The organism is Blautia sp. HCN-1074, assembly GCF_037890165.1.
Taxonomy (GTDB): domain Bacteria; phylum Bacillota; class Clostridia; order Lachnospirales; family Lachnospiraceae; genus Blautia_A.
In genome coordinates this window covers 50546-74272 of record NZ_JBBKBP010000012.1, presented here as the reverse complement: position 1 = coordinate 74272, position 23727 = coordinate 50546, and the positions used below count along the sequence as shown (strand labels likewise).

The following is a 23727-nucleotide window of genomic DNA, read 5'->3' as shown; positions in this document are numbered from 1 at the left end:
AGTAACTGGTATTTCGTCATAATCTTTCCGTTTCCTTTATCAGAGAAATTGGGGGCAAAGTAGCTCTGCCTCCAATTTCTTCTTTGAAATCAAACTGTCAAAGAATATGATACTCTTTTTTCGACAGCCTGTCATCTGTATATTTGCCGAAAATTATGACAATTTTTTTACTCCCATGGTTACAGTTTCTTTGTTGATATTCCATTCTTTCACATAACCATCGGTCTCACCAAGTACCATTTCGTCTGCAAGTACTTCAGATTTGATCTCATCTTCGTGTGCTTTCATGACTTCCTGGATTTTGTCGTTTCCATGAGCATATACTTTGATCTTATCCATAACTTCGAAGCCGGCTTCTTTACGCATGGTCTGGATCTTGCTGATGATCTCACGTACAAATCCTTCTTCGATCAGTTCAGGTGTCAGGTTTGTATCGAGAACTACGGATGTTTCGCCGTCGGATTCGGATACGTAACCCTCTGTCTGTGCTGTTTCAATAAGAAGATCTTCTTCTGTAAGTTCAACATCATTTCCGTTGATATCCAGTTTCAGAACACCATTGCCTCTGAGTTCTTTCATTGCTGCTGTTCCGTCGATGTCTGTCAGAGCCTGTTTGATTCCACCGAGGAGTTTGCCGTATTTCGGTCCTACAGTACGAAGCTGTGGTTTGAAACTGTAGGAAATAAAGGATTCTACGTCATCTGCAAATTTTACTTCTTTGATATTCAGCTCGTCTGCGATAATGTCTGTGTAAAATTCGCCCATCTTCTTCTCAGCTTTTACATACATGGTTCCGATCGGCTGACGGTTCTTGATGTTTGCTGTATTTCTGCATGCACGTCCAAGAACTACGATCTCGAGAAGCTCTTTCATGTCTGCTTCGAGGTCTTTGTCGATCCATGCTTCGTTTACAGTCGGGAAGTCGCAGAGGTGGATACTTTCCGGAGCATCTTTGTCTACGCTTCTTACAAGGTTCTGGTACATATCTTCTGTCATGAACGGGATCATCGGAGCTGCTGTCTTTGCGATTGTTACCAGTGCGTTGTACAGAGTCATGTAAGCATTGATCTTATCCTGCTCCATTCCTTTTGCCCAGAAACGTTCACGGCTTCTTCTTACATACCAGTTACTCATCTCATCTACGAATTCCTGAAGTGCTCTTGCTGCTTCCGGAATCTTGTAGTTTGCCAGGTCATTGTCTACTGCCTGTACAGTTGTGTTTAATCTGCTGAGCAGCCATTTATCCATTACAGGGAGCTGATCATATTCGAGATTGTATTTAGTTGGATCGAAGTTGTCGATGTTTGCATATAATACGAAGAACGCGTATGTGTTCCAGAGTGTGCTCATGAATTTACGTTGTCCTTCTACAACGGCTTTGCCATGGAAACGGTTTGGAAGCCATGGTGCGCTGTTGATGTAGAAATACCAGCGGATCGCATCTGCGCCGTATTTGTTCAGTGCGTCAAACGGGTCAACTGCATTTCCTTTGGACTTACTCATCTTCTGTCCGTTCTCATCCTGGACATGTCCCAGAACGATTACGTTCTTATATGGTGCTTTGTTGAAGAGCAGTGTAGATTCTGCAAGGAGTGAGTAGAACCATCCACGAGTCTGGTCTACTGCCTCGGAGATAAAGTTTGCAGGGAACTGCTGCTCAAATAATTCTTTGTTTTCAAATGGATAGTGGTGCTGTGCGAAAGGCATTGCTCCTGAGTCGAACCAACAGTCGATAACTTCCGGTACACGGTGCATTTCTCCACCACATTCCGGACACTTCAGTGTGATCTCATCAATGTATGGACGATGAAGTTCTACTGTCTTGGCTCTCTCATCACCGCTCATCTCAAATAATTCCTGACGGCTTCCAACGGAATGCATATGTCCGCATTCGCACTGCCAGATGTTCAGTGGTGTTCCCCAGTAACGGTTACGGCTGATACCCCAGTCCTGAACGTTCTCCAGCCAGTCGCCGAAACGTCCTTTACCGATGCTCTCCGGAATCCAGTTGATGGTGTTGTTGTTTCTGATCAGGTCATCTTTGACTGCTGTCATCTTGATGAACCAGGATTCTCTTGCATAGTAGATCAGTGGTGTGTCGCATCTCCAGCAGTGTGGATATTCATGCTCGAATTTCGGAGCATCGAAGAGTTTGCCTTCTTTGTCCAGGTCTGTGAGAACCATCGGGTCTGCCTTCTTTACGAAAACGCCAGCATATGGAGTCTCTTTTGTCAGGTTACCCTGTCCATCTACGAACTGTACGAATGGAAGGTCATAGTTACGTCCGATTCTGCTGTCGTCTTCACCAAATGCAGGTGCGATATGAACGATACCTGTACCATCGCTCATAGTAACGTATGTGTCACATGTTACGAAATGAGCTTTCTTTTTCTGTTTTGCTGCTGCCTCTCCTGCGCATGCAAAAAGTGGCTCATACCCTTTATACTCGAGATCTGTTCCTTTGTAAGTTTCCAGAACTTCGTATGCTTTCTCGCCTTCTTCTTTTGCAAGTTTGCCAAGAACTTTGTCGAGAAGTGCTTCTGCCATATAATAGGTGTATCCGTCTGCTGCTTTTACTTTGCAGTAAGTCTCATCCGGGTTTACGCAGAGTGCAACGTTGGATGGAAGTGTCCATGGTGTTGTTGTCCATGCAAGGAAGTATGCGTCTTCGCCGACAACCTTGAATCTTACAACTGCGGAACGCTCTTTGACAGTTTTGTATCCCTGGGATACTTCCTGTGCGGAAAGCGGAGTACCACATCTCGGACAGTAAGGAACGATTTTGAAGCCTTTGTATAGAAGCTTCTTGTTCCAGATTTCTTTGAGTGCCCACCACTCGGATTCGATATAGTCATCATAGTAAGTTACATATGGGTGCTCCATATCAGCCCAGAAACCAACTGTTGAGGAGAAATCCTCCCACATTCCTTTGTATTTCCAGACACTTTCTTTACACTGTTTGATGAATGGCTCCATACCGTATTCTTCGATCTGTTCTTTGCCATCCAGTCCCAGTTTCTTCTCTACTTCCAGCTCTACCGGAAGACCATGGGTATCCCAGCCTGCTTTACGTGGAACCATATAGCCTTTCATTGTACGGTATCTCGGAATCATATCCTTGATTACACGGGTAAGCACATGGCCGATGTGCGGTTTACCGTTGGCGGTTGGCGGTCCATCGTAGAAAGTATAGGTTTCTCCTTCTTTTCTGTTTTCCATACTTTTCTCAAAGATATGGTTTTCTTTCCAGAATTCTTCTACTTTTTTTTCACGGTCTACAAAATTTAAGTTCGTATCAACTTTCTGGTACACAGTAAATTACCTCCTGTTTTTATTTTGGTATATTCTTGTTACCGGGCACGAAGTGAACAGTAACATGTTTTAGAACGAAAATAATCCTGAAATTTTTGTTTTATAGGATAATGACGTTTGTGCACATCTTTATCCCATAAAACAAAAAAATCGTCCCTTATGTAAAAGGACGAAGGTTTATTTACGTTCGTTATACCACCTGTTACATTGTACGGGCATCTTTGCCGATACATGAATCCTTTAACGGGGATTTCCGTCAGCTCCTATCTGCATATCGCCTTCAGAGCTGCAACTCCGGAGTGATTTTCACTGCATTTACTTGCCATCAGGCTCACACCCTCCCTGACTCGCTGTCTGCGTTCATCTGCAATTACTGTCTCCATCAACGTTTTTGTGGTTTATATTTAAAACACTATGCGGATTCATTATAAGGTCACGAAATTCCCTGTGTCAAGTATTTTTTGGATTATTTAAGGTTATGCTAACCTCAGGATAACGTTACTGTTCACTCCGTTCGCAGTAACGTTGCCAAAATTCATTCCAGATTGCCTGCGGCAATGGAATTTTGGCTTGTATGTCTCGGGATTTTGGCATATTCATGCCAAAACACCTCGTGGAATAGTGGTGTGTGAACAGTAACAGGATAACTTTGTGAGAATATATAAGGATATAAATTTTACACAGCCATTGTAATTAATGATATAATAAGGTAGAATATTTTGTCCGAATATAGCAAAACGTATTGGATTAACATTTTTTTGGACTTTAATATCATCCTGCATGTCGATTTTTCGCAGCTGTAAATACTCTTGTACTATAGCAATTCTACAAATAGCTGCTTTTTTTATCGCATATAATCGTCGTCAGGAGTTATCTAAGCGTTACTGTTTTCTCCGTTCTCATTAACGCATGGACAGCAATATCTGAACAACTAATCTGCATAGTTAATAATTTTCTATGCGCATTTATTAATGAAGGGTAATTTTAAATGTTTAAGAGAAAATTTCATACAATGATAAAGCGTTCTCTTGCCGGAATGCTTTGTGCCGGGCTGCTGGTTACTCAGCCGGCTGCTATTTATGCTGCTGAAGCGAATGCCACTGCAACTCCCGAAGCCGGTCACTCGGCGACTTATTCCCAGGCTGCTGATACTGACTCCATCAAAGGATGGCCTGCCGGGCCAAGTATTGAAGGACAGTCCGCTGTATTAATGGATGCGGTAACTGATACCGTTCTTTATTCCAAGAATCCTGATGACAGACTCTATCCAGCCAGTATCACTAAGATCATGACCGCACTCCTGGCATGTGAGAATCTCGACATGAATGATACGATCACGATGTCACAGGAGGCGGCTTACGGAATCGAGGCCGGAAGCTCCACGATCTACGCAGAAACCGGCGAAGTTTTTACTGTAGAGCAGGCGCTGATGGCGCTGATGCTGGAATCCGCCAATGAGATGGCTCTTGCCATTGCCGAAAAGACAAGCGGTTCTGTTAAGAAGTTTGTGGAACTGATGAATCAGAGGGCAGCGCAGCTTGGATGTAAGAATACACATTTCAATAATCCAAACGGCCTGCCGGATGAGACTCACTACACCACTGCAAGTGATATGATGAAGATTGCAAAAGCTGCCTGGTATAATCCGGAGTTTCGTAAATTTGTCACTACGCAGACTTATGAGATTCCGCCGACAAACAAGCAGTCAGAAACCCGTTACCTTCTCAATCACCACAGAATGATGTCCGGTCAGTCCTACGCTTACGACGGAGTTCTCGGAGGTAAGACCGGTTATACAAACGTGGCCGGAAATACCCTTGTAACTTATGCGAAGAGAGGCAATTCCATTCTGATCGCAGTTGTACTGAATTCTACAAACGGTGCTTTCCCGGATACAACCTCTCTGCTGGACTATGGCTTTGACAATTTTGAAAAAGTAGATATGAATGTAGACACGAATCCGGTTCCGGCAACGTTTCTTCCATGTGAGAAGCATCTCTTAAAAAATAGCGGAGATCTCTGTTCTTTCTATTATATGAGACATGTGTATGTGACAGTTCCCACAGGAACAGATGTGAGCCAGCTTGTCAGGAAACAGTGGCTTCTTAATAATTCTGTAGGACCGAAACGTATCAAGAGCAAATATTATTTTAATGATCATATGGTCGGATATGGAATACAATATGAAAAGGAGATCCTTTCAGACCTCCTTCTCAACACTTCTTTTTAGTTTTCGCCTGAGGCGGAGGACTTCTTTTCTTTCACGAAGTTCCTCCGCTTCTTCTGTATCTGTGAAACGCAATGTTTTCACTGCAAAATATTTCTCATCTTCTGTTTTCCGGATACGGATCTTTCCTTTTACCAATCCGTGTTCCTCACATACAGAAACGCTGTAATAAACCTTCGGATTGTTTATAAACCAGCGAAGTTTCCGCTTCGCTGGAAGATGGCAGATCGGACATCTGGTACTTGTTACTTCGCGGTCTTTCATAACACGCTCTCTCGTGTTGAATTCTCTGGATACGTATTTGTCATGATCCGGATAGGAAATGTGTATCTCTTCCTTTTTCTTCTTCGGATTCTGATATACGTCCAGTGACGGGTGATTCACGATTATGATGTTATTTATCTTCTTTAAAACCTCAGCGGTATACCAGGCATCCGCAAGTGCTCTGTGAAATCCCTGGGACTTCTCTATTTTCAGCTCATCGATTGCATGCTCCAGTGCACATCTGCGCGTACCGTCATCATAACTGATGCTGAACAGTTTCTGCACATCATAGTAAGTCACCGGTCCCGGGAGAAGGTCAAGTATTCCATAGAACTTCATATTTCTCTGAAGTTCCATCACATCCTGATTTCCCCAGGTAAAAAAATACCAGTCTTCTCCGCACCAGTCAAGAAATTCTCTGGCAGCCTGTTCAAACGGCACACCGCTCATAAGGTCTTTATAATCCACATGAATCACCTCATGAATGCTGTCATGGATCCAGTTGTAAACCTGTGGTTTGATCAACCTGTGAAAACTGTCCGTTATTTCTTTTTTGCTGTTTACTTTTACAGCTCCGATCTCGATAATCTCGAATGGAAGTTTGTCGTTGCGAGTTTTCTTTCCCGCTGGATTCTGATTCCATTCCAAGTCAAAAACTATATAGTTCATTTATCCATTCCTTTTTTTGCCTGCCTCTATACGAGTTTCTCTATAATAAATTTCTTCATAAAAACAATTCTGCAATAGCTATTGCTATCCTGTTGTAACGTTCCTCGATGCAGGCTACAATGAAATTCTGCGATTACCGATCACAAAGCAGTGTGAACAGTAATGATTCTATTTTACTTTCTCTCCCAGTTCATAGATTGCCTCTATGAGGTATTCCTGGAATTTGGAAGCGTCTGCATCCATAACTGCGATGTTCTCTTCCTCTTCTTCATGCATCCACCAGCGGAAATCTGCGATGGTTCTTCCTGCAGATTCACCATCAGAGCAGTCCACGTCCAGTACCACTTTCTGGACTTTGAAGATTTCCGGATGAGTCAGATACATATATGGAACCGCATCATGGATACTTACCTGTCCCCTGAATTTATTTCCGTTTGCCAGGCTGTAGCCCGCCATATCTCCACAAAGCTTCGCAATCTGATTATTCTGAGACTGGCTGAGTTTCTGGATCTGGGAACGTGTCAGGGCACATTTCTCTGTTACGTCCAGGCCGCACATTACAATTGGAAGGCCTGATTTAAATACGATTTTTGCAGCTTCCGGATCTACATAAATATTAAACTCTGCGGATGCGGTTACATTTCCACCTGCCACTGCGCCACCCATGAGAATGATCTCCTGGATTTTTGATTTTACTTCCGGATAAATTTTAAGAAGTAAACCGATATTTGTCAACGGTGCTGTACAGATTAGAGTTACTTTCTCTCCTTCCGGGAGTTCGGTGAGAAGTCTCTTAATGTAAAAGACTGCCATCTCTTTTTCCGGTTCTGCATCGGCTCTCGGAATCGTGCAGTCACCAAGTCCGTTTTTTCCATGAAATTCAGATGCTGTGTGATGTTCTCTGATGATTGGTTCTACCATTCCGGCAGCTACCGGCACATTCAATTTGTAAAGTGCTGACAGGTCCAGAGCATTTCTTGTTACGATGTCAATGGTCTGGTTCCCGGCTACAGTTGTCACTGCCAGAAGTTCAAATGCTTCCGGGTGAGCTGCTGCGTAAGCAAGTGCGATAGCGTCATCAATTCCAGGATCGCAGTCCATAATAATTTTTCTTTTTTCCATAGTTTTTGTCCCCTTTTCATCATAATTTGTAAATACCTTTATCCCTTTTGCCAGCACCCGGCATTTGATTTATAGTATAGCAGAGAGAGAATTTACTGTAAACACCTGAATACATCGTGTGAGTTACCCTTCACTTTGGAAATACAAACCCCCCGGAAGCGTTTTTTCGTACTTCCGAGGGGAAATGAAAGATTATCGCGTCGAAATTATTTCTTTGCCAAATATTGCTCTATGTAATCAAGAATTTCTTCCGGCTTGTCCATAAATTTACACATATCCAGAATCGCCGGTTCCATGAACTTTTCTTTTGCAGTATGTGCCAGAAGCTGTCTCATCAGATCATAGTATCCATTAATATTATAGAAAACAATCGCGCGATCCAGTCTGTTCAGACTCTTAAGTGTAAGAATTTCAAAAAATTCTTCGTAAGTTCCGATACCTCCCGGAACTACAATTGTCGCCTGTGACTTCTCTTCCAGGAGATGTTTTCTCTCCCGCATCGTCTCCGTCATGATAAATTCCGTACAATGCTGATACAGGATCCCCGGTTCATCAAAGAACCGTGGTGCAATTCCCAGGAGATAACCGCCTTCTGCGTCCACACCTCTGGCCGCAGCTCCCATAAGTCCTGTCTCGCCACCTCCGAATACCAGTCCATGTCCACGTCTGGCCATCAGTCTGCCAAGTTCTTCGGTTTTCTCATAATAAATCTGATCCAGCTGTGGGCTGGCTGCGCCATAAATGCAAATATTCATCTTGCGAGTCTCCCTATTTTACAACCTTCAATTCATACTGTCTTGTACCCAGTCCAATCTTCTCGGCCTGATCCAGTGTTGCCTGCCATTCAATATTCGGGTTGGAATCTTTGAAATGGTCGTGATGGCAATGCCAGTCAGGCTGTGCAAGGTGTTCACCAAGCTGGCTGTTCTCGATTGGTGTCGCTTTCAGACAGGCATCTGCGCAGGCCTGATCCAGAGCAACCGGGTCAAAGCTTGCGAACATTCCGATATCCGGAAGGATCGGTGCATCATTCTCTCCATGGCAGTCGCAGTTCGGACTGATATCCTGAACCAGTGCTACATGGAAGTGTGGACGGCCATGACAGACAGCCTGTGCATACTCTGCCATCTTACGATCCAGAAGTTCGTTTGCGCTGCTGTTTGGATTGTATACAGCATCAAAACTACATGCTCCGATACAACGGCCGCAGCCTTTACATTTGTCATAATCGATGACTGCTTTTTTGTCTGGATACGTAATCGCGTCACTTCCGCATTCCTTCGCACAACGACGGCAGCCACGGCAAAGTTCTTCGTTTACTGCCGGTTTTCCACTGGCATGCTGTTTCATCTTACCGGCACGGCTTCCGCAGCCCATTCCGATATTCTTCAGCGCACCGCCAAAACCTGTTGCTTCGTGACCTTTGAAATGACTTAAGCTGATAAAGATATCGGCATCCATGATTGCATGGCCGATGAGTGCAGTCTTGCAGTACTCTCCGTTTACTACCGGTACTTCTACTTCATCTGTACCACGAAGGCCATCACCGATAATAATCTGGCATCCTGTTGTGATGGTATTAAAGCCATTCATATTTGCGCAGTCAAGGTGTTCGAGTGCATTCTTACGGCTTCCCGGATAAAGGGTGTTGCAGTCTGTGAGGAATGGAAGTCCACCCTGCTCCTTGCAAAGGTCAGCAACTACTTTTGCATAGTTCGGACGCAGGAACGCCATGTTTCCAAGCTCTCCAAAGTGCATCTTGATTGCTACGAATTTGCCATCCATATCAATGTCTTTGATTCCGGCTGTGATACAAAGTTTTTTCAGCTTATCAAGCTGGCTTGTGCCGACCGGGCATCGAAAATCCGTGAAATAAACTGTTGATTTTTCCATCTGTCGTTTCCTCCTTAATTATCAAATCTGAAAAACCAGGATTATCCTGTTTATTTATAACCGAATCGCCATTTGATAATTCGGTTAAATTCTGAGAACTTACATACACTCATAGTATTTTGATACTTTTTTATATTCTGCAGGTGCTGTGATTTTCTCTACAATTACGTCTCCATCTTCCGCGTTCTGATAACGGTAAATGTAAACGCCTTCCTGTATCTCATCCTCTTCTATCAGAGATACGGCCATATAGTTCTGTCCCTCCACTTCGAAGGTATCCATGATTGCGAAGTCCCGCTCTGTACCATCGGAAATCGGAATGCTGACTACTTCGTATTCTGCTGTTGAATCATTTTCTGCAGCGGTATCCTTCTCTGCAACAGTATCATTTAAAATTTCTTCGCTATTCTCGCTCATATTTTCAAAACCTTTCTGGATAAAATCTCGTTATCAATCATTGTAACAAAGCATATCCATTTAGTCAAAATAAATGTTACTGTTCACTCCGTTCCCAGCAACACGCTTCGCGATGCACAGAATTTATGCTAATCGCATAAATTCGCGCGGTATGTCTCGGGTTTTCTGTTGCCAGGCATCCGTAAGAAGCTGCCGGTGGCAGGTTCTGTAGGTGACCTTCGCTCACAAAAAACACCTCGCGGGATATTACCAGTGAACAGTAACAAATAAATATCAAAACAGGCTACGTCTGTTTATGCTACGTCAACCGAATGAATGCAAAATATACAACAAAACAGGGCGTGCAGATTGCACGAATAAATTTTCAAATGTACTCTGGAATGCACACACTACAATTTCGTGAATTCCCAAAATCTCCGGCATATAAAAAGGCCATGCTTTCATAAACACAGCCTTTTTGATTTTATTCATTTAGTTTTATTCATTTGTTTTTATCAAACCTGACAGGTTCTTCCGATTCATATCAACGCATTGATTCCAGGTAAAATCCTGTACTTATGCCATGATAGGTTTCAGTGCTTCAGCCAGTTTCTCCTTCTCAGCTTCTGCTTCTTCCAGATTCTTGCCAAGAGTTGTGTAATAGATCTTGATCTTAGGTTCTGTTCCGGATGGACGAACTACTACTGTCTCGCCATTGTCCAGTTTGTAGATGAGTACGTTTGCTGCCGGAAGTCCTGTTTCTTCTGGTTTCTGATAGTCTGTTACTTTGACGATCTGGTGACCGGCGATCTCTGTGAGCGGTTTGTCGCGAAGTCCCTGCATCAGAGCTGACATCTTGTCCATTCCGCTTAATCCCGGGAATTCGAAGCTGTCTACTTTGTTCAGGTAACGTCCGTACTGTGCATAGATTTCTTCCAGTCTCTGTTTCAGAGAACTTCCAATGCTTCTGTAGTATGCAGCCATTTCACAGATCAGCATAGATCCGATGACAGCATCTTTATCACGTACGTATGGTCCTGCGAGGTATCCATAGCTCTCTTCAAATCCGAAGATAAATCTGTCTACTTCACCTGCTGCCTCAAGCTGTGCGATCTGGTCTCCGATCCACTTAAATCCTGTAAGTACACTTCTGAGTTCTACACCATAATGCTCTGCTACTGCGTCTGCAAGCGGTGTGGAAACGATGGATTTCACTGCTACCGGATTCTTTGGCATTGTGCCTTTTTCAATGCGGCCTGCACAGATATAATCAAGAAGGAGTACACCTACCTCATTACCTGTTACCAGTTCATAAGAACCATCCGGGCATTTCATTGCGATACCGACACGGTCTGCATCCGGGTCAGTTGCAAGCATTAAGTCTGCACCTGTTTCTTTTGCAAGATTTAATCCCAGTTCCAGAGCTGCAAAGATCTCCGGGTTCGGATAGCTGCAGGTTGTGAAGTATCCGTTCGGATATTCCTGTTCTGGAACGATAGTGATGTCTGTGATTCCGATATCTTTTAATACCTGAGTTACAGGTACAAGACCGGAACCGTTTAATGGACTGTAAACCAGTTTCAGGCCTGCTGTTTTGCAAAGCCCCGGACGAACCTGGCGGGATTCGATTGCTTCATAGAGAGCCTGTTTGCAGTCATCTCCTACGAAACGGATCAGACCTTCTTCTACACCTTCTGCGAAAGACATATATTTCGCGCCGGTAAGTACGTCTGTTTTCTGAATTTCATCATATACGATTGCTGCTGCATCATCTGTCATCTGGCATCCGTCCGGACCGTATGCTTTATATCCATTGTACTTAGCCGGGTTGTGAGATGCTGTTACCATAATACCTGCGTTGCATTCATAGTAACGTGTTGCAAAAGAAAGTGCCGGTACAGGCATCAGTGCATCGTAAATTCTTACTTTGATTCCATTTGCAGCCAGTACACCTGCTGCGTTCTTTGCAAATACATCGCTCTTAAGACGGCTGTCATAGCTGATCGCCACTGTCTGATTTCCGCCCTGTGTCTTTACCCAGTTGGCAAGTCCCTGTGTTGCCTGACGTACTACGTAAATATTCATACGGTTTGTTCCAGCACCCAGAACCCCACGAAGTCCGGCTGTTCCAAACTTCAGAGCCACTGCGAAACGATCTTTGATTTCTTCATCGTTTCCTTCAATTCTGGATAATTCCGGGTTAAGATCTGCATCTTCCAGATCTGCTGCTAACCAACGTTTGTATTCTTCCTGATACATTTTGACCACTCCTGCCATATTTTTTTAGATTTTTTTGTATATATTTGCTCAATATAGCTTCACTATACCATAATTTAAGTAAATCAGCAACAAAACAGGAAAATTTCACAAAAGTTTTATCTGAACCTGCCGTTATTTTCATTTCTTTTTTCCCTAATACAAAAGGAATCATTGTTATTCCATTTTTCATCTTCGTGCCACTCCACATATCAGTGAAATAATTCCAACTACGATCAGAATCGGTAAAGCAATTGTAACCAATCCACCAATCGCCAGTGCAATCAAAATAACCGGAAGGAATACCAATGTAAATAGCACTTTCGTAATTCCCCAGGTCATCTTAAATGCAAGTCCGATCAGTTTTCCAAAAATCCCGAACATCAGACAAATAAATATAAATGTCAACATATATCCTTCACGCTCTCTTTCTTTATATAGACATCTTCTTAGTGTCTCTGGACACTTTTCGTACCATTGACTATGTTTTTATAAAAGATAAATCTTTTTTCATATAATATAACGTTCGAAAGCTTCGTTTGTATTCAGTATTTTTATAATTCACCAATATTCCTTTATACGACCTCAAATACAAGAATCTTCTCTCTATGATTATTCCCATTAAACAGATCCTTGCAATCAATCTCATCCGAAAACAGCAACTGTTCTTCTGTCATCAAATAACTGACATATTCATCTGATGGATAATAGAAAAACAGTGACATGCTCTCGCCACTTAAATCTTACAGATTTTGAAGTGGGAGCTTCCTGCTCAATTGCCCTTCAGGGCAAAGCTAAAACAGGCTATCCCCGCGTGTCCCGCGGTTCTTTTTTTATCCGGTTACGGATCTTTTCTGTGCTATTATGCACATTTATATTCTGTTACTTCCAATAATTCTCCAGCTATATCATTCAATGACAACCCCAAAATACAATATATAAAATCCGCTAGAATCATCCAATACTTTCCAACAAATTTTATTTTTTCTAGTTCCCGTGTATTCCAACGTTCCATCGCATTATAAAAAGCGGTTCTATCATAGTTTCCCCTGCGTTTCCGTCCGTATCTTCCTCTGCATTCTTTTTTGGAAGACCAAGCAAAATAGTATTATATTCTTTAAACAGATAATGGCAAAATAACTTTTCACTTTTTCTCATAAAAATAACCCTTCGGTTGCTACGCTCCCCCAGCGGATATTCTGTCATTTTTTAAATGCATTATATAATATATTTTAAAATACAAGTTAAATTTTATCGCAAAAATAATTCTATAATTATTTAATCTTATCTTATATGATGTATATATAGGAGGGAAAAACCATGTCCAAATTTGAATTAAAATCAACTAAATCACGAGAATACCGGTCTAAAACTTTTCGACTTCCTGCTGATCTGCTAAATGATCTGGAGCAACGCGCTCAGGAAAAAGAATTATCTTTAAATCAGGCTGTTATCCAGTGCTTAGAATACGCCGTCAAAGCTATGGACAGTGAAGAATAATCACAACCATTAAAAATATCAAAAAGGACTGCCCTTATTGAAAATTAATTCAACTGGCAGTCCTTTTTGTTGGTTAATGTTTTATAGTCTCAGTAGAAAGAAGCTTACTGAATTTTGTACTATATAATATTTACAGATTATTTTTCGCTGGCATGAAAATAATTCCCCTTTTTTCCATAGCTTGTGCATATGCCTGTAAATGCCACCTAACCCCATCAATTTTTACATGGCATTCATCAATTCTTCGACAAAGAGCATAATATCTGTCTCCATTTTCTGAAATCAGCTTTATTGCATCCCCATCTGGAATTTCAAAAATTTTTTCATTCTTACTATTCACAAAGCTAATAGACTCTCCCTTTTCTTCCATCCATCACATTCCCTTCAAATGATTTAAAATAATTCAATACATACTATTAAGTACATTTTCAATGTATCATATTTGATTGTATTTTGCAATATAATTTACATTCAAAATTATATTGCATGTTGTATTTTAAGGTAAAATAATAAGACGACTAAATCTTATGTTTAGTCGCCTTATTTAAACCTTGCATCCTCTTCCTAATCTTCTGTCGTAAGTTTGTCGTAAGTCGTATATTTTTGTCGTTTTATACGACTGATATTAATATAATTTTGCACCAGCCGGAATATGGTCATCTACCATCAGAAGATGAAGTTTTTCTTCGCCCTCTTCTTCATGGATTGCACTAAGTAACATTCCACAAGATTCAATTCCCATCATTGCTCTAGGTGGCAGATTTGTGATAGCTATCAGTGTCTTACCTACCAGTTCTTCTGGTTCGTAGAATGCGTGAATACCGCTTAAAATGGTACGTTCTACGCCTGTTCCATCATCCAGAGTAAACTGTAAAAGTTTCTTTGACTTCGGCACTGCGACACACTCTTTTACCTTTACTGCACGGAAATCGGACTTGCTGAAAGTCTCAAAATCTACCTCATCTTTGAACAATGGTTCGATTTCTACCTTTGAAAAATCAATCTTCTCAACTGGCTTTTCTGAAACCGTTTTAGCCTGCGCAACGTTGTTTGCTTCGTTCTTAGCAGCCCCCTGTGACTTCATTGTCGGGAACAGAAGTACGTCACGGATTGCCTGGCTGTCTGTAAGCAGCATAACCAGACGGTCGATTCCGTATCCGATACCACCTGTAGGCGGCATACCGATCTCCAGTGCGTTCAGGAAGTCTTCATCTGTGTGGTTCGCTTCCTCATCTCCTGCGTCAGCAAGAGCATCCTGTGCTTTGAAACGCTCTCTCTGATCGATTGGGTCATTAAGCTCGGAATATGCGTTACACATTTCCCATGTATTGATGAAAAGCTCGAAACGCTCTACCTTGTTCGGGTCAGAAGGTTTCTTCTTTGTCAGAGGAGAAATCTCGATCGGATGATCCATGATAAATGTTGGCTGGATCAGTTCTTTCTCACAGTATTCCTCGAAGAACAGATTGATGATATCACCCTTCTTATGACGTTCTTCATATTCAATATGATGCTCATCTGCAAGCTTCTTAGCTGCTTCATCATCTGCAACTTCATCAAAATCAATTCCTGCATATTTCTTGATTGCATCATTCATGGTCAGACGTTCAAACGGTTTGCTGAGGTCGATCTCGATACCATTGTAGGAAATCTTCGCAGAACCGCAGACCTTCTCTGCCAGATAACGGAACATGGACTCTGTCAATTCCATCATTCCTTCGTAATCTGTATATGCCTGATAAAGTTCCATCAGGGTGAACTCCGGGTTATGACGAGTGTCAACACCTTCGTTACGGAATACACGGCCAATCTCGAAAACTCTCTCAAGACCACCAACAATCAGTCTCTTCAGATAAAGTTCCAGAGAAATACGAAGCTTAACATCTTCGTTCAGTGCATTGTAATGTGTTTCGAATGGTCTTGCTGCTGCTCCACCTGCATTTGCAACAAGCATTGGAGTTTCAACTTCCATGAAATCACGGTCTGCAAGGAAGTTACGGATTTCTTTAAGGATCTGAGAACGCTTGATAAATACACTCTTGCTGTCCTGATTCATAATAAGATCCACATATCTCTGACGGTAACGTGTATCTGTATCTGTCAGACCATGGAATTTCTCAGGAAGGATCTGTAAGCTCTTGGAAAGAAGAGTCATGCTCTCTGCATGGATGGAGATCTCACCTGTTCTTGTTCTGAATGCAAAACCTTCCAGACCAAAGATATCGCCGATATCAGATTTCTTGAAGTCTGCATAAGAGTCTGCTCCGATTGCATCTCTTGCTACATATACCTGGATATTTCCCTGTAAATCCTGGATGTTGCAGAAAGAAGCTTTACCCATAACTCTCTTGAACATCATACGGCCTGCGATTGATACGTGAATCGGACTTGCGTCCATGATGCTTCTTCTTTCTTCGTAATCTTTCTTAACAGCTTCCTTTGCCTGTTCTTCATCAAGACCGGTTACATCTACTTCCTGACGGTCTTTGAGAAGTTCTGCCTCATGTGCTTCGTAAAGGTTCTTCACTTCGAGTGAGTGATGAGTCTGGTTAAATTTTGTGATCTGAAATGGATCTTTTCCGTTAGCCTGAAGATCTGCAAGTTTCTCACGACGTACCTTCAGTAACTGGTTTAAATCCTGTTCCTGCTGCTTCTGCTGTGCCACCTTGATTCCTCCTTGTATTCTTATATTTCTTATATGATTAATTATTGCTTTAGTCAGACATAAATTACTATTCACTGGTAATATCCCGCGAGGTGTTTTTTGTGAGCGAAGGTCACCTACAGAACCTGCCACCGGCAGCTTCTTACGGATGCCTGGCAACAGAAAACCCGAGACATACCGCGCGAATTTATGCCTTAGGCATAAATTCTGTGCATCGCGAAGCGTGTTTGTTGCTGGGCACGAAGTGAACAGTAACAAAGGTGCGCGTCATGCTCTGCATGGAAAATCTTTACGCGCACCTCAGTCATCCGTTTCTTATACGTTTCTCTGGATTTCCAGAACTTTGTATTTCATGATTCCGGCTGGCATCTCAACTTCTACTACATCGCCTGTGTGAGCACCCATAAGTGCTTTTCCAACAGGAGATTCGTTGGAAATCTTGCCTTCAAGGCTGTTAGCCTCTGTGGAACCTACGATTTTCAGTTCGATATCTTCTTCGAATTCAAAATCGTGTACTTTTACTTTACATCCAACGCTGATCTTGTCAAGATCTACTTCGTCCTCAACTACAACTTCAGCATTCTTTAAGATCTTCTCGATTTCTTCGATACGTGCTTCAATGTCTCTCTGTTCGTCTTTCGCTGCATCGTATTCCGCATTCTCTGATAAGTCGCCCTGTTCTCTGGCTTCCTTAATTTTCTCTGCTACTTCTTTTCTCTTTACTACCTTTAAATCATGCAGCTCTTCTTCTAATTTTTTAAGTCCTGCATAAGTTAGTAAGTTTTTCTTTTCTTCCATAATAACCTTACTCCCTTTCAACATCCGGTATATAGTCTATGGTGTCTTATATACACCCCGGATCACTACATGGATTTATGTGCTTCCTGATACATCATACCTGAAAAAGGGCAGACTTATTCTAGGATATTCACAATTTCTGTATTATACAAAAAAGCGCCCGGATTGTCAAGCATTCCCGGCGCCTTTTGATTAAATCATATACCTGATTTTCTATCATTTTCCATCATCAAAAAAACACCGTTTCATCGGCTGGCACGGCTTTCATTTTATCCCAATCTGGACAAAAGCTGTTCCAATGCTTCGTAGCTCTCAATCGTATTTGACTCTCTTCGAAGTCCGGCGCTGTGACGCATTCCTGCGGTATACCAGGCGACATGTTTGCGCATCTCACGAATTCCTACAAACTCACCTTTTAGCTCTATCTGCTTTCTCGCATGTCGCAGGACCATCTCACAGATTTCCTCTGCCGACGGGCGTCCCAGCAGTTCTCCTGTCTGGAAGTAGTGATTCAGTTCCCTGAACAGCCATGGATTTCCTCTCACTGCACGTCCGATCATGACCGCATCGCAGCCAGTCTGTTTTATCAAAGCTTCTGCCTTCAGCGGAGAATCTACATCCCCATTTCCGACCACCGGAATCGTGATTGCTTCTTTTACTCTGCGGATGGTATCCCAGTCTGCGGTACCTGAATAATATTGCTGTCTGGTACGGCCATGTACGGCAAGTGCTGCCGCACCCGCATCCTCAATACGTTTTGCGATTTCCACGATATCTATCGGTTCATTTTCAAAGCCAATACGCACTTTGACAGTTACAGGCTTTTTAATAGCAGATGACACTTTTCGGACAATCTCTTCAATCAAATCCGGGGTTTTCAACAATGCAGAACCCTCGCCATTGTTTACAACCTTTGGCACCGGGCATCCCATATTGATATCCAGAATGTCAAACTCTCTGTCCTCAATAGATTTCGCCACCTCCGCCATGAGGTCTGGTTCACTGCCAAAAAGCTGCATGGAAACCGGGTGCTCACAAGGGTCAATTTCCATCAATGCGTAAGTGTTTTTATTATGGAAAGAAATTGCCTTGGCGCTGATCATTTCCATACAGATCAGCCCCGCTCCCTGCTCCTTGCACAGAGTTCGAAACGGCAGATCCGTCACTCCGGCCATCGGTGCCAGCACAAATGGATTGTCAATCTGGACGTTACCGATTTTCCATTGCATCTGGATTGGTTTCCCATCTGCCCCCACCAGTCTGCTACCTGTCCGCGCAGGATTCTCTTTCATGCTTTCCATTCTATCTGTCCCTTGCATGAATTTATTCCTCACTGCCCGGTGTTTTCTTCAGTTCTTCTTCAGGAATGTCTCCCAGGAAGAATACTTTGTAATACATTTCCAGGGATTCCAGAAGTTCTTTCTTCTCCTGCTGAATCTGCTTGATTTTCAGTCCGCTTCCGATTTCATCATAGCGGGCATCTGCCTCCAGTGCCTCTGTCTTGAACTGGAGTCTTCCATTTTCGTCAAATTCCAATGTCAGGATTCCGCCTACATCTTCTGTATAAAGAACGCACATGATCTGCAGTTCTTTCTTTACATGATCCGGAAGTGCATTGAAGTCCTGGTTAAAATAAAATTTCTTCTCGTAGGCGCTTGCGCCGCAGAGAGTAATGTTGTTCTGATACATATATTACTATTTCCCTCTTTCGCTATATCACTTCTTTATTACACATAACTGTAAAGCCCGCGCACTGAAACTTCTCCCGCGCTGACTTTTGTGATTTCTTTATCCTGCTTCTCCACAAGCAGTTCACCCTTTTCATCGATTCCTCTGCAGATTCCTTCAAAACTCTTGCTTCCATCCAGCACTCTTACCGGCTGGTTCAGGTTTGCCAGAATCTTATGGTAATCTTCCAGGAGATGTGTGAAATCACAGGTCTGCACAAATTTCTCATAGTTAATCTCAAAGTATTTCATCACCTGCGAGATTACCTGATTTCTGTCGTACTCCTGACCACTTTCAAGGATCAATGATGTCGCCTTATCCTGCATTTCTTCCGGAAATTCTTTAAGATTTACATTGATTCCCACTCCGATGAGGACATAATTGATCTTCACTCCATTTGTTCCCATTTCCGTCAGGATTCCGCAGATCTTTTTTCTGGATATGACCACATCGTTCGGCCACTTGATACTTACCTCAAAGCCCAGTTCTTCTACCGCCTGTGCCACTGCAAGTCCCATAACCAGCGTCAGCATAGACGCATACTGCGGAGAAAATTCCGGTCTGAGAAGCAAAGTCATCATAATAGAACTTCCTTCCGGCGCTTCCCATTTTCTGTCAAAACGGCCTCTGCCTGCTGACTGAAATTCTGCAACTGCCAGTGTTCCATGCTCTGCACCTTCTTTTGCAAGGCGCTTGATCCATGAATTCGTAGAATCTGTTTCTTTTGCAAAATGGACGGTTTTGCCCGCCCATTTTGTATTTATTGCCTTTGAAATTGTTTCTTCATTATACAGATCATTCTGTGCCATTATTTGTTCTCCGGCTCTCCTAATGTTGCTACCATAACTGCTTTGATGGTATGCATACGGTTTTCTGCCTCGTCAAATACTTTGGACTGTTCAGACTCAAATACTTCGTCTGTTACTTCCATATCTGTCAGGTTAAATCTCTCTCCCATTTCCTTGCCAATCTTTGTCTTAAGATCATGGAATGCCGGCAGGCAGTGAAGGAAGATTGCTTTCTCTCCTGCGTTCTTCATAACATCTTTTGTTACTTTATAAGGTGTCAGATCATGGATTCTCTCTGTCCATACTTCGTCCGGCTCACCCATGGATACCCATACATCTGTATAGATAACATCGGCGTCTTTTGTTCCTGTCTGAACATCTTCTGTAAGAGTGATGCTTCCGCCGGATGCTTTTGCATATTCCTCACACTGAGCAACAAGCTCTGCATTCGGGAAATATTTCTTAGTTGTGCAGGCTACGAAATGCATACCAAGTTTTGTGCAGGCAATCATCAGAGAGTTACCCATGTTGTAACGGGCATCGCCCATATATACCAGTTTGCGGCCTTTTAAATCACCGAAATGTTCACGGATTGTCAGCATATCTGCGATCATCTGTGTCGGATGGTATTCGTTTGTCAGACCGTTCCATACCGGAACACCTGCATGTTTTGCAAGTTCTTCTACAACTTCCTGACCAAATCCACGATATTCGATACCATCATACATTCTTCCCAGAACTCTTGCTGTATCTGCAATGCTTTCTTTCTTACCGATCTGAGAACCTGTAGGATCCAGATATGTACTTCCCATTCCAAGGTCATGAGCAGCTACTTCGAAAGAGCAGCGGGTTCTTGTACTTGTTTTTTCAAAAATCAGCGCAATGTTTTTGCCCTTGTAATATTCATGAAGCTCTCCGGCTTTTTTCTTTGCTTTAAGTTCTGCGGATAAATCAATGAGATATGTGATCTCTTCTGGTGTAAAATCTTTCAGTGTCAGAAAATTTCTTCCTTTTAAATTCATGATAATTCTCTCCCCGATGTCATTTATTTGTTACTGTTCACTTCGTGTACAGTAACATTTATGTCCTTTTATTCCTATGTAATGAAGCAGATATCTCATTATTGAAAACAGAGTAAACAATAACGAAAATCTCTATCTGCTTCATTAATAATCCACTTTATAAATTATTATTTATCAGTCTCAGACTTCGGATCAGTTACGATCTCTTTCAAAGAACTTGCCAGACCGGCGATTCCCTGAATATCTGACGGAATAATGATCTTGGTTGCTTTTCCATCTGCTGCTTTAGCAAAGGCTTCCAGACTCTTCAATGTCAGAACTGCTTCATCTGCTCCCGCTTCTCTGATCATGCGGATACCTTCTGCGTTGGCATTCTGTACCTTCAGAACTGCCTCAGCCTGACCTTCCGCTTCCTTGATCATACGCTCTTTCTGCGCTTCGGCACGAAGGATCGCTGCCTGTTTCTCAGCTTCTGCGTCCAGAATTGCGGACTGTTTTTTACCTTCTGCTACAAGGATCGTAGATTTCTTCTGACCTTCTGCGATCAGGATTGCCTCACGACGTTCACGCTCGGCTTTCATCTGTTTCTCCATCGCATCCTGGATGGCTGCCGGAGGAATGATATTCTTTAATTCCACACGGTTAACCTTAATTCCCCATGGATCAGTTGCTTCATCAAGAGAAGCTCTCATCTTGGTGTTGATAGTTTCACGGGATGTCAGTGTCTCATCCAGTTCCATGTCACCGATAATATTTCTTAAGGTTGTTGCGGACAGATTCTCGATGGCCATGATTGGATTCTCTACTCCATAGGTGTAAAGCTTCGGATCTGTGATCTGGAAGAATACAACTGTATCGATCTGCATGGTTACGTTATCCTTTGTAATAACCGGCTGCGGTGGAAAATCCACTACCTGTTCCTTCAGATTTACCTTTCTTGCTACTCGTTCAATGAACGGAATCTTGAAATGAATTCCGGTGCTCCAGGTTGCCTGATAAGCGCCAAGGCGTTCCAGAATCACTGCATATGCCTGTGGCACGATGCGGATGCAGGATGCAAGTACCCATACTGCGATAATGATAATGACTATCAGAAAAACCACGCCCATAACTAATCCTCCTTATTTTGTTTTACAATGAGTTTCACACCGCGGATCTCCTGAATCGTCACGACGGTGTCTTTGCCGATTTTTTCGTCATCGGCAGAACGTGCAGTCCATTCAATGTCATTGATACGAACCTGACCTGTCTGTGCCAGATTGTCAATGTCCTGAATCACAACTGCTTTCTTTCCAATCAGACTGTTTACATTGGTCTGTGTGGTTTCTTTGTTGAAGTACTTCATGGCCAAAGGTCTGGTAAAAATCAAAAGTACCAGAGAAACGCACAAAAAACACAGTATCTGTACAGTCAGGTTCGCCCCTGCATAACACGCAATAGCTGCGACCAATGCGCCTCCGGCAAACCAGATGGTGGTGAGGCCTGCTGTGATTGCTTCTATCACAAGCAATAATGCAAGAAATCCAAGCCAGATCAAAGGCTGCATGAAACTCCCCCTTTCTGATATGTGCTGACATCAGTCAAAGCAACTATTCTGGTACAGTATCTCAACAGACAAATATCGCTGCCAGAATAGCTATTCTTTCACCTTCTCTGACGTGCAGCCTCATACATGAGAATTCCAGATGCCATGGCGGCATTCAGGGATTCTACTTTTCCACACATAGGAATCCTGATCAGACAATCTGCACTCTCCGCAGCCTCATCTGTCAGACCTTTTCCCTCATTGCCGATCAGGAACGCAGTTCCTCCTGTGTAGGATTCCTGATCATAAGAGTTCTTTCCATGCAGATGTGCCGCAAAAGTGCGGATATTTCTGTCTTTCAGTTCCTGTGTTAATGATACCACACTTTCTACATATAGAAAAGGCATTCTGTAGACAGAGCCCATCGTAGATCGTATAACTTTCGGGTTAGTGATATCCACGCAAGTCTTTGTCAGAAGGATTCCACTTACTCCGGCACCCTCGCCTGTACGGAGAATCGTTCCTGCATTTCCCGGATCCTGCAGATCCTCCAGGATCATGACCAGCGGGTTCTCTCCGCCAAGAATATCCTCTATTGTATAGGAGGGTTTTTTCAACACAGTAAGGATTCCCTGTGGAGTCTGTGTATCACTCATCTGACGGAAAACAGAATCTGCAACTATTTCATATGGAAGTTTCTCCACCTGGGCCATCAGTCCTGTATCGCCGGTAAGTGTCTCTGACACATACACTTTAGAAACCCATTCCCTTGGTGCCTCGCCAAACATTTTTCTTCCTTCTGCAACAAAAAGCCCTTGTTCTCTGCGGGCTTTTGTCTTCTGGTTTAATTGTATGGTATTTTTTACCTGTCCATTATTTACACTGGTGATCATATATTATCCTCAATTTCCCGAAACCTTATTCAGGTCACTGTTTGCTCCTGCAGCCACTATCGTACAGTCTGCCGGAAGTACTTTATCCGGTTGCACATTCATATTAATCCGCTCACCCTGTTTCAGCCCGATCAGATTAATATGATATTTCTCCCTGATTTTCAGATCCCGGAGTGTTTTTCCTATCCATTCCTGTGGAATCTTAAATTCCGCCATGCTGAAATCGGAAGAAAGTTCGAACATATCGATAAAGCCACTGGAGAGTAAATTTCTTGCCACACGGACTCCCATAGAGTGTTCCGGATAGATGACCTTATCCGCTCCGATCTTCTCAAGGATTCTTCCGTGAAGAGAATTCATTGCTTTCGCCATTACAAAAGGAACGCCAAGTTCTTTCACCTGCATGGTGGCAGTGATACTGGCTTCCATATTTTCAGCTACCGCAATGACTGCAACATCTGCATTCTGTACGCCAAGTGACTCCAGAACACCCGGATCACGTACATCTGCTTTGACAGCATATGAAACTTTCTCTGCAATATCCTGCACATTGTCATCTTTGTCATCAATGGCAAGCACATCACAGTTCGCCTCTGCCAGCGTGAGCGCTACGGTCATTCCAAACTGGCCAAGACCGATCACTGCATAAGATTTGTTCTTCATTTCTTC

The 23727-nt window shown here is 42.8% G+C and carries 25 protein-coding genes and 1 other annotated feature; of the genes, 3 read left to right on the top strand and 22 right to left on the bottom strand.

Going from position 1 to position 23727, the window contains the following annotated elements; translation table 11 throughout:
• Window positions 1–153: 153 nt before the first annotated feature.
• On the bottom strand, window positions 154–3312 hold the full coding sequence (ileS, locus tag WKT11_RS11520) for an isoleucine--tRNA ligase (protein ID WP_117676889.1): 3159 nt from the start codon (window positions 3310–3312) through the stop codon (window positions 154–156).
• Between the two features lie 162 nt (window positions 3313–3474).
• Window positions 3475–3707, bottom strand: a binding site (T-box leader).
• 593 nt (window positions 3708–4300) lie between these two features.
• Between ileS and WKT11_RS11515 the strand changes: the two genes are divergently transcribed.
• On the top strand, window positions 4301–5542 hold the full coding sequence (locus WKT11_RS11515) for a D-alanyl-D-alanine carboxypeptidase family protein (protein WP_118419964.1): 1242 nt from the start codon (window positions 4301–4303) through the stop codon (window positions 5540–5542).
• On the opposite strand, the gene WKT11_RS11510 is transcribed toward WKT11_RS11515, so the two are convergent.
• The 5 genes from WKT11_RS11510 to WKT11_RS11490 all read right to left on the bottom strand — a co-directional run bounded on the left by WKT11_RS11510 (window position 5513) and on the right by WKT11_RS11490 (window position 9904).
• Window positions 5513–6472: an exonuclease domain-containing protein gene (locus WKT11_RS11510; RefSeq protein ID WP_340284405.1), complete on the bottom strand. Its 960-nt coding sequence runs from the start codon at window positions 6470–6472 to the stop codon at window positions 5513–5515. The genes WKT11_RS11515 and WKT11_RS11510 overlap by 30 nt on opposite strands.
• Window positions 6473–6640: 168 nt before the next feature.
• On the bottom strand, window positions 6641–7594 hold the full coding sequence (locus WKT11_RS11505; protein ID WP_117676886.1) for a nucleoside hydrolase: 954 nt from the start codon (window positions 7592–7594) through the stop codon (window positions 6641–6643).
• 206 nt (window positions 7595–7800) lie between these two features.
• Window positions 7801–8349 carry an LOG family protein gene (locus WKT11_RS11500; protein WP_340284402.1) on the bottom strand — a complete coding sequence of 183 codons (549 nt, stop codon included), beginning with the start codon at window positions 8347–8349 and terminating at the stop codon, window positions 7801–7803.
• 13 nt (window positions 8350–8362) lie between these two features.
• Window positions 8363–9487 (bottom strand): DUF362 domain-containing protein, encoded by a 1125-nt coding sequence (locus tag WKT11_RS11495; RefSeq protein WP_118516645.1) that lies wholly within the window; start codon window positions 9485–9487, stop codon window positions 8363–8365.
• A 99-nt stretch (window positions 9488–9586) separates the two neighbouring features.
• Window positions 9587–9904, bottom strand: a complete 318-nt coding sequence (locus tag WKT11_RS11490; RefSeq protein WP_118516646.1) for a DUF1292 domain-containing protein — start codon at window positions 9902–9904, stop codon at window positions 9587–9589.
• Between the two features lie 266 nt (window positions 9905–10170).
• On the opposite strand from WKT11_RS11490, the gene WKT11_RS20015 reads away from it, so the two are divergent.
• On the top strand, window positions 10171–10350 hold the full coding sequence (locus tag WKT11_RS20015) for a DUF6783 domain-containing protein (RefSeq protein ID WP_445291941.1): 180 nt from the start codon (window positions 10171–10173) through the stop codon (window positions 10348–10350).
• 109 nt (window positions 10351–10459) lie between these two features.
• Here the strand turns inward: WKT11_RS20015 and WKT11_RS11485 are convergent, their stop codons facing one another.
• The 5 genes from WKT11_RS11485 to WKT11_RS11465 all read right to left on the bottom strand — a co-directional run bounded on the left by WKT11_RS11485 (window position 10460) and on the right by WKT11_RS11465 (window position 13297).
• Window positions 10460–12142, bottom strand: a complete 1683-nt coding sequence (locus WKT11_RS11485) for a phospho-sugar mutase (protein WP_117676883.1) — start codon at window positions 12140–12142, stop codon at window positions 10460–10462.
• Complete coding sequence (locus tag WKT11_RS11480; RefSeq protein WP_147324776.1) at window positions 12084–12332, bottom strand: hypothetical protein; 249 nt, start codon at window positions 12330–12332, stop codon at window positions 12084–12086. Before WKT11_RS11480 ends, WKT11_RS11485 begins: the two co-directional genes overlap by 59 nt.
• Entirely contained in the window at window positions 12329–12550 is a 222-nt protein-coding gene (locus WKT11_RS11475) for a hypothetical protein (protein WP_117676882.1), read from the bottom strand. Before WKT11_RS11475 ends, WKT11_RS11480 begins: the two co-directional genes overlap by 4 nt.
• A gap of 164 nt (window positions 12551–12714) precedes the next feature.
• Window positions 12715–12864: a hypothetical protein gene (locus WKT11_RS11470; RefSeq protein ID WP_340284397.1), complete on the bottom strand. Its 150-nt coding sequence runs from the start codon at window positions 12862–12864 to the stop codon at window positions 12715–12717.
• 262 nt (window positions 12865–13126) lie between these two features.
• Window positions 13127–13297: a hypothetical protein gene (locus tag WKT11_RS11465; protein WP_181993306.1), complete on the bottom strand. Its 171-nt coding sequence runs from the start codon at window positions 13295–13297 to the stop codon at window positions 13127–13129.
• Between the two features lie 162 nt (window positions 13298–13459).
• Between WKT11_RS11465 and WKT11_RS11460 the strand changes: the two genes are divergently transcribed.
• A complete protein-coding gene (locus WKT11_RS11460) occupies window positions 13460–13639 on the top strand; it encodes a hypothetical protein (RefSeq protein WP_117676880.1) in 180 nt (59 codons plus the stop codon).
• Between the two features lie 130 nt (window positions 13640–13769).
• Here the strand turns inward: WKT11_RS11460 and WKT11_RS11455 are convergent, their stop codons facing one another.
• From WKT11_RS11455 to WKT11_RS11405, 11 genes are all read right to left on the bottom strand, one after another.
• Window positions 13770–14009, bottom strand: coding sequence for a hypothetical protein (locus WKT11_RS11455; protein ID WP_117676879.1), 240 nt, complete (start codon window positions 14007–14009; stop codon window positions 13770–13772).
• A gap of 255 nt (window positions 14010–14264) precedes the next feature.
• Window positions 14265–16304, bottom strand: coding sequence for a lysine--tRNA ligase (gene lysS, locus WKT11_RS11450; protein WP_118516647.1), 2040 nt, complete (start codon window positions 16302–16304; stop codon window positions 14265–14267).
• Window positions 16305–16619: 315 nt separating this feature from the next.
• On the bottom strand, window positions 16620–17102 hold the full coding sequence (gene greA / locus WKT11_RS11445; RefSeq protein WP_117676877.1) for a transcription elongation factor GreA: 483 nt from the start codon (window positions 17100–17102) through the stop codon (window positions 16620–16622).
• 269 nt (window positions 17103–17371) lie between these two features.
• Window positions 17372–18331, bottom strand: a complete 960-nt coding sequence (dusB, locus tag WKT11_RS11440) for a tRNA dihydrouridine synthase DusB (protein ID WP_117846169.1) — start codon at window positions 18329–18331, stop codon at window positions 17372–17374.
• A gap of 94 nt (window positions 18332–18425) precedes the next feature.
• The gene (locus WKT11_RS11435; protein WP_117846165.1) at window positions 18426–18791 is read right to left on the bottom strand and encodes a DUF6145 family protein; all 366 of its coding nucleotides are present in this window, start codon (window positions 18789–18791) and stop codon (window positions 18426–18428) included.
• A 38-nt stretch (window positions 18792–18829) separates the two neighbouring features.
• Window positions 18830–19639, bottom strand: a complete 810-nt coding sequence (locus WKT11_RS11430) for a biotin--[acetyl-CoA-carboxylase] ligase (protein WP_117846164.1) — start codon at window positions 19637–19639, stop codon at window positions 18830–18832.
• A complete protein-coding gene (argF, locus tag WKT11_RS11425; RefSeq protein WP_117846163.1) occupies window positions 19639–20640 on the bottom strand; it encodes an ornithine carbamoyltransferase in 1002 nt (333 codons plus the stop codon). Before argF ends, WKT11_RS11430 begins: the two co-directional genes overlap by 1 nt.
• 167 nt (window positions 20641–20807) lie before the next feature.
• Window positions 20808–21749: an SPFH domain-containing protein gene (locus tag WKT11_RS11420; RefSeq protein WP_117676873.1), complete on the bottom strand. Its 942-nt coding sequence runs from the start codon at window positions 21747–21749 to the stop codon at window positions 20808–20810.
• A gap of 2 nt (window positions 21750–21751) precedes the next feature.
• Window positions 21752–22186 (bottom strand): NfeD family protein, encoded by a 435-nt coding sequence (locus WKT11_RS11415; protein ID WP_117676872.1) that lies wholly within the window; start codon window positions 22184–22186, stop codon window positions 21752–21754.
• Between the two features lie 98 nt (window positions 22187–22284).
• The gene (locus WKT11_RS11410) at window positions 22285–23058 is read right to left on the bottom strand and encodes a TrmH family RNA methyltransferase (protein ID WP_118516648.1); all 774 of its coding nucleotides are present in this window, start codon (window positions 23056–23058) and stop codon (window positions 22285–22287) included.
• A gap of 9 nt (window positions 23059–23067) precedes the next feature.
• On the bottom strand, window positions 23068–23721 hold the full coding sequence (locus tag WKT11_RS11405) for a potassium channel family protein (RefSeq protein WP_117676870.1): 654 nt from the start codon (window positions 23719–23721) through the stop codon (window positions 23068–23070).
• Window positions 23722–23727: the final 6 nt, after the last annotated feature.

Bases quoted from the DNA above. Each gene is read 5' to 3' on its own strand.
- WKT11_RS11515 (WP_118419964.1), top strand. From the start codon at position 4,301: ATGTTTAAGAGAAAATTTCATACAATGATAAAGCGTTCTCTTGCCGGA.
- WKT11_RS11510 (WP_340284405.1), bottom strand. From the start codon at position 6,472: ATGAACTATATAGTTTTTGACTTGGAATGGAATCAGAATCCAGCGGGA.
- WKT11_RS11505 (WP_117676886.1), bottom strand. From the start codon at position 7,594: ATGGAAAAAAGAAAAATTATTATGGACTGCGATCCTGGAATTGATGAC.
- WKT11_RS11500 (WP_340284402.1), bottom strand. From the start codon at position 8,349: ATGAATATTTGCATTTATGGCGCAGCCAGCCCACAGCTGGATCAGATT.
- WKT11_RS11495 (WP_118516645.1), bottom strand. From the start codon at position 9,487: ATGGAAAAATCAACAGTTTATTTCACGGATTTTCGATGCCCGGTCGGC.
- WKT11_RS11490 (WP_118516646.1), bottom strand. From the start codon at position 9,904: ATGAGCGAGAATAGCGAAGAAATTTTAAATGATACTGTTGCAGAGAAG.
- WKT11_RS11485 (WP_117676883.1), bottom strand. From the start codon at position 12,142: ATGTATCAGGAAGAATACAAACGTTGGTTAGCAGCAGATCTGGAAGAT.
- WKT11_RS11480 (WP_147324776.1), bottom strand. From the start codon at position 12,332: ATGAAAAATGGAATAACAATGATTCCTTTTGTATTAGGGAAAAAAGAA.
- WKT11_RS11475 (WP_117676882.1), bottom strand. From the start codon at position 12,550: ATGTTGACATTTATATTTATTTGTCTGATGTTCGGGATTTTTGGAAAA.
- WKT11_RS11470 (WP_340284397.1), bottom strand. From the start codon at position 12,864: ATGTCACTGTTTTTCTATTATCCATCAGATGAATATGTCAGTTATTTG.
- WKT11_RS11465 (WP_181993306.1), bottom strand. From the start codon at position 13,297: ATGAGAAAAAGTGAAAAGTTATTTTGCCATTATCTGTTTAAAGAATAT.
- WKT11_RS11460 (WP_117676880.1), top strand. From the start codon at position 13,460: ATGTCCAAATTTGAATTAAAATCAACTAAATCACGAGAATACCGGTCT.
- WKT11_RS11455 (WP_117676879.1), bottom strand. From the start codon at position 14,009: ATGGAAGAAAAGGGAGAGTCTATTAGCTTTGTGAATAGTAAGAATGAA.
- greA (WP_117676877.1), bottom strand. From the start codon at position 17,102: ATGGAAGAAAAGAAAAACTTACTAACTTATGCAGGACTTAAAAAATTA.
- dusB (WP_117846169.1), bottom strand. From the start codon at position 18,331: ATGCAATGGAAAATCGGTAACGTCCAGATTGACAATCCATTTGTGCTG.
- WKT11_RS11435 (WP_117846165.1), bottom strand. From the start codon at position 18,791: ATGTATCAGAACAACATTACTCTCTGCGGCGCAAGCGCCTACGAGAAG.
- WKT11_RS11430 (WP_117846164.1), bottom strand. From the start codon at position 19,639: ATGGCACAGAATGATCTGTATAATGAAGAAACAATTTCAAAGGCAATA.
- argF (WP_117846163.1), bottom strand. From the start codon at position 20,640: ATGAATTTAAAAGGAAGAAATTTTCTGACACTGAAAGATTTTACACCA.
- WKT11_RS11420 (WP_117676873.1), bottom strand. From the start codon at position 21,749: ATGGGCGTGGTTTTTCTGATAGTCATTATCATTATCGCAGTATGGGTA.
- WKT11_RS11415 (WP_117676872.1), bottom strand. From the start codon at position 22,186: ATGCAGCCTTTGATCTGGCTTGGATTTCTTGCATTATTGCTTGTGATA.
- WKT11_RS11410 (WP_118516648.1), bottom strand. From the start codon at position 23,058: ATGATCACCAGTGTAAATAATGGACAGGTAAAAAATACCATACAATTA.
- WKT11_RS11405 (WP_117676870.1), bottom strand. From the start codon at position 23,721: ATGAAGAACAAATCTTATGCAGTGATCGGTCTTGGCCAGTTTGGAATG.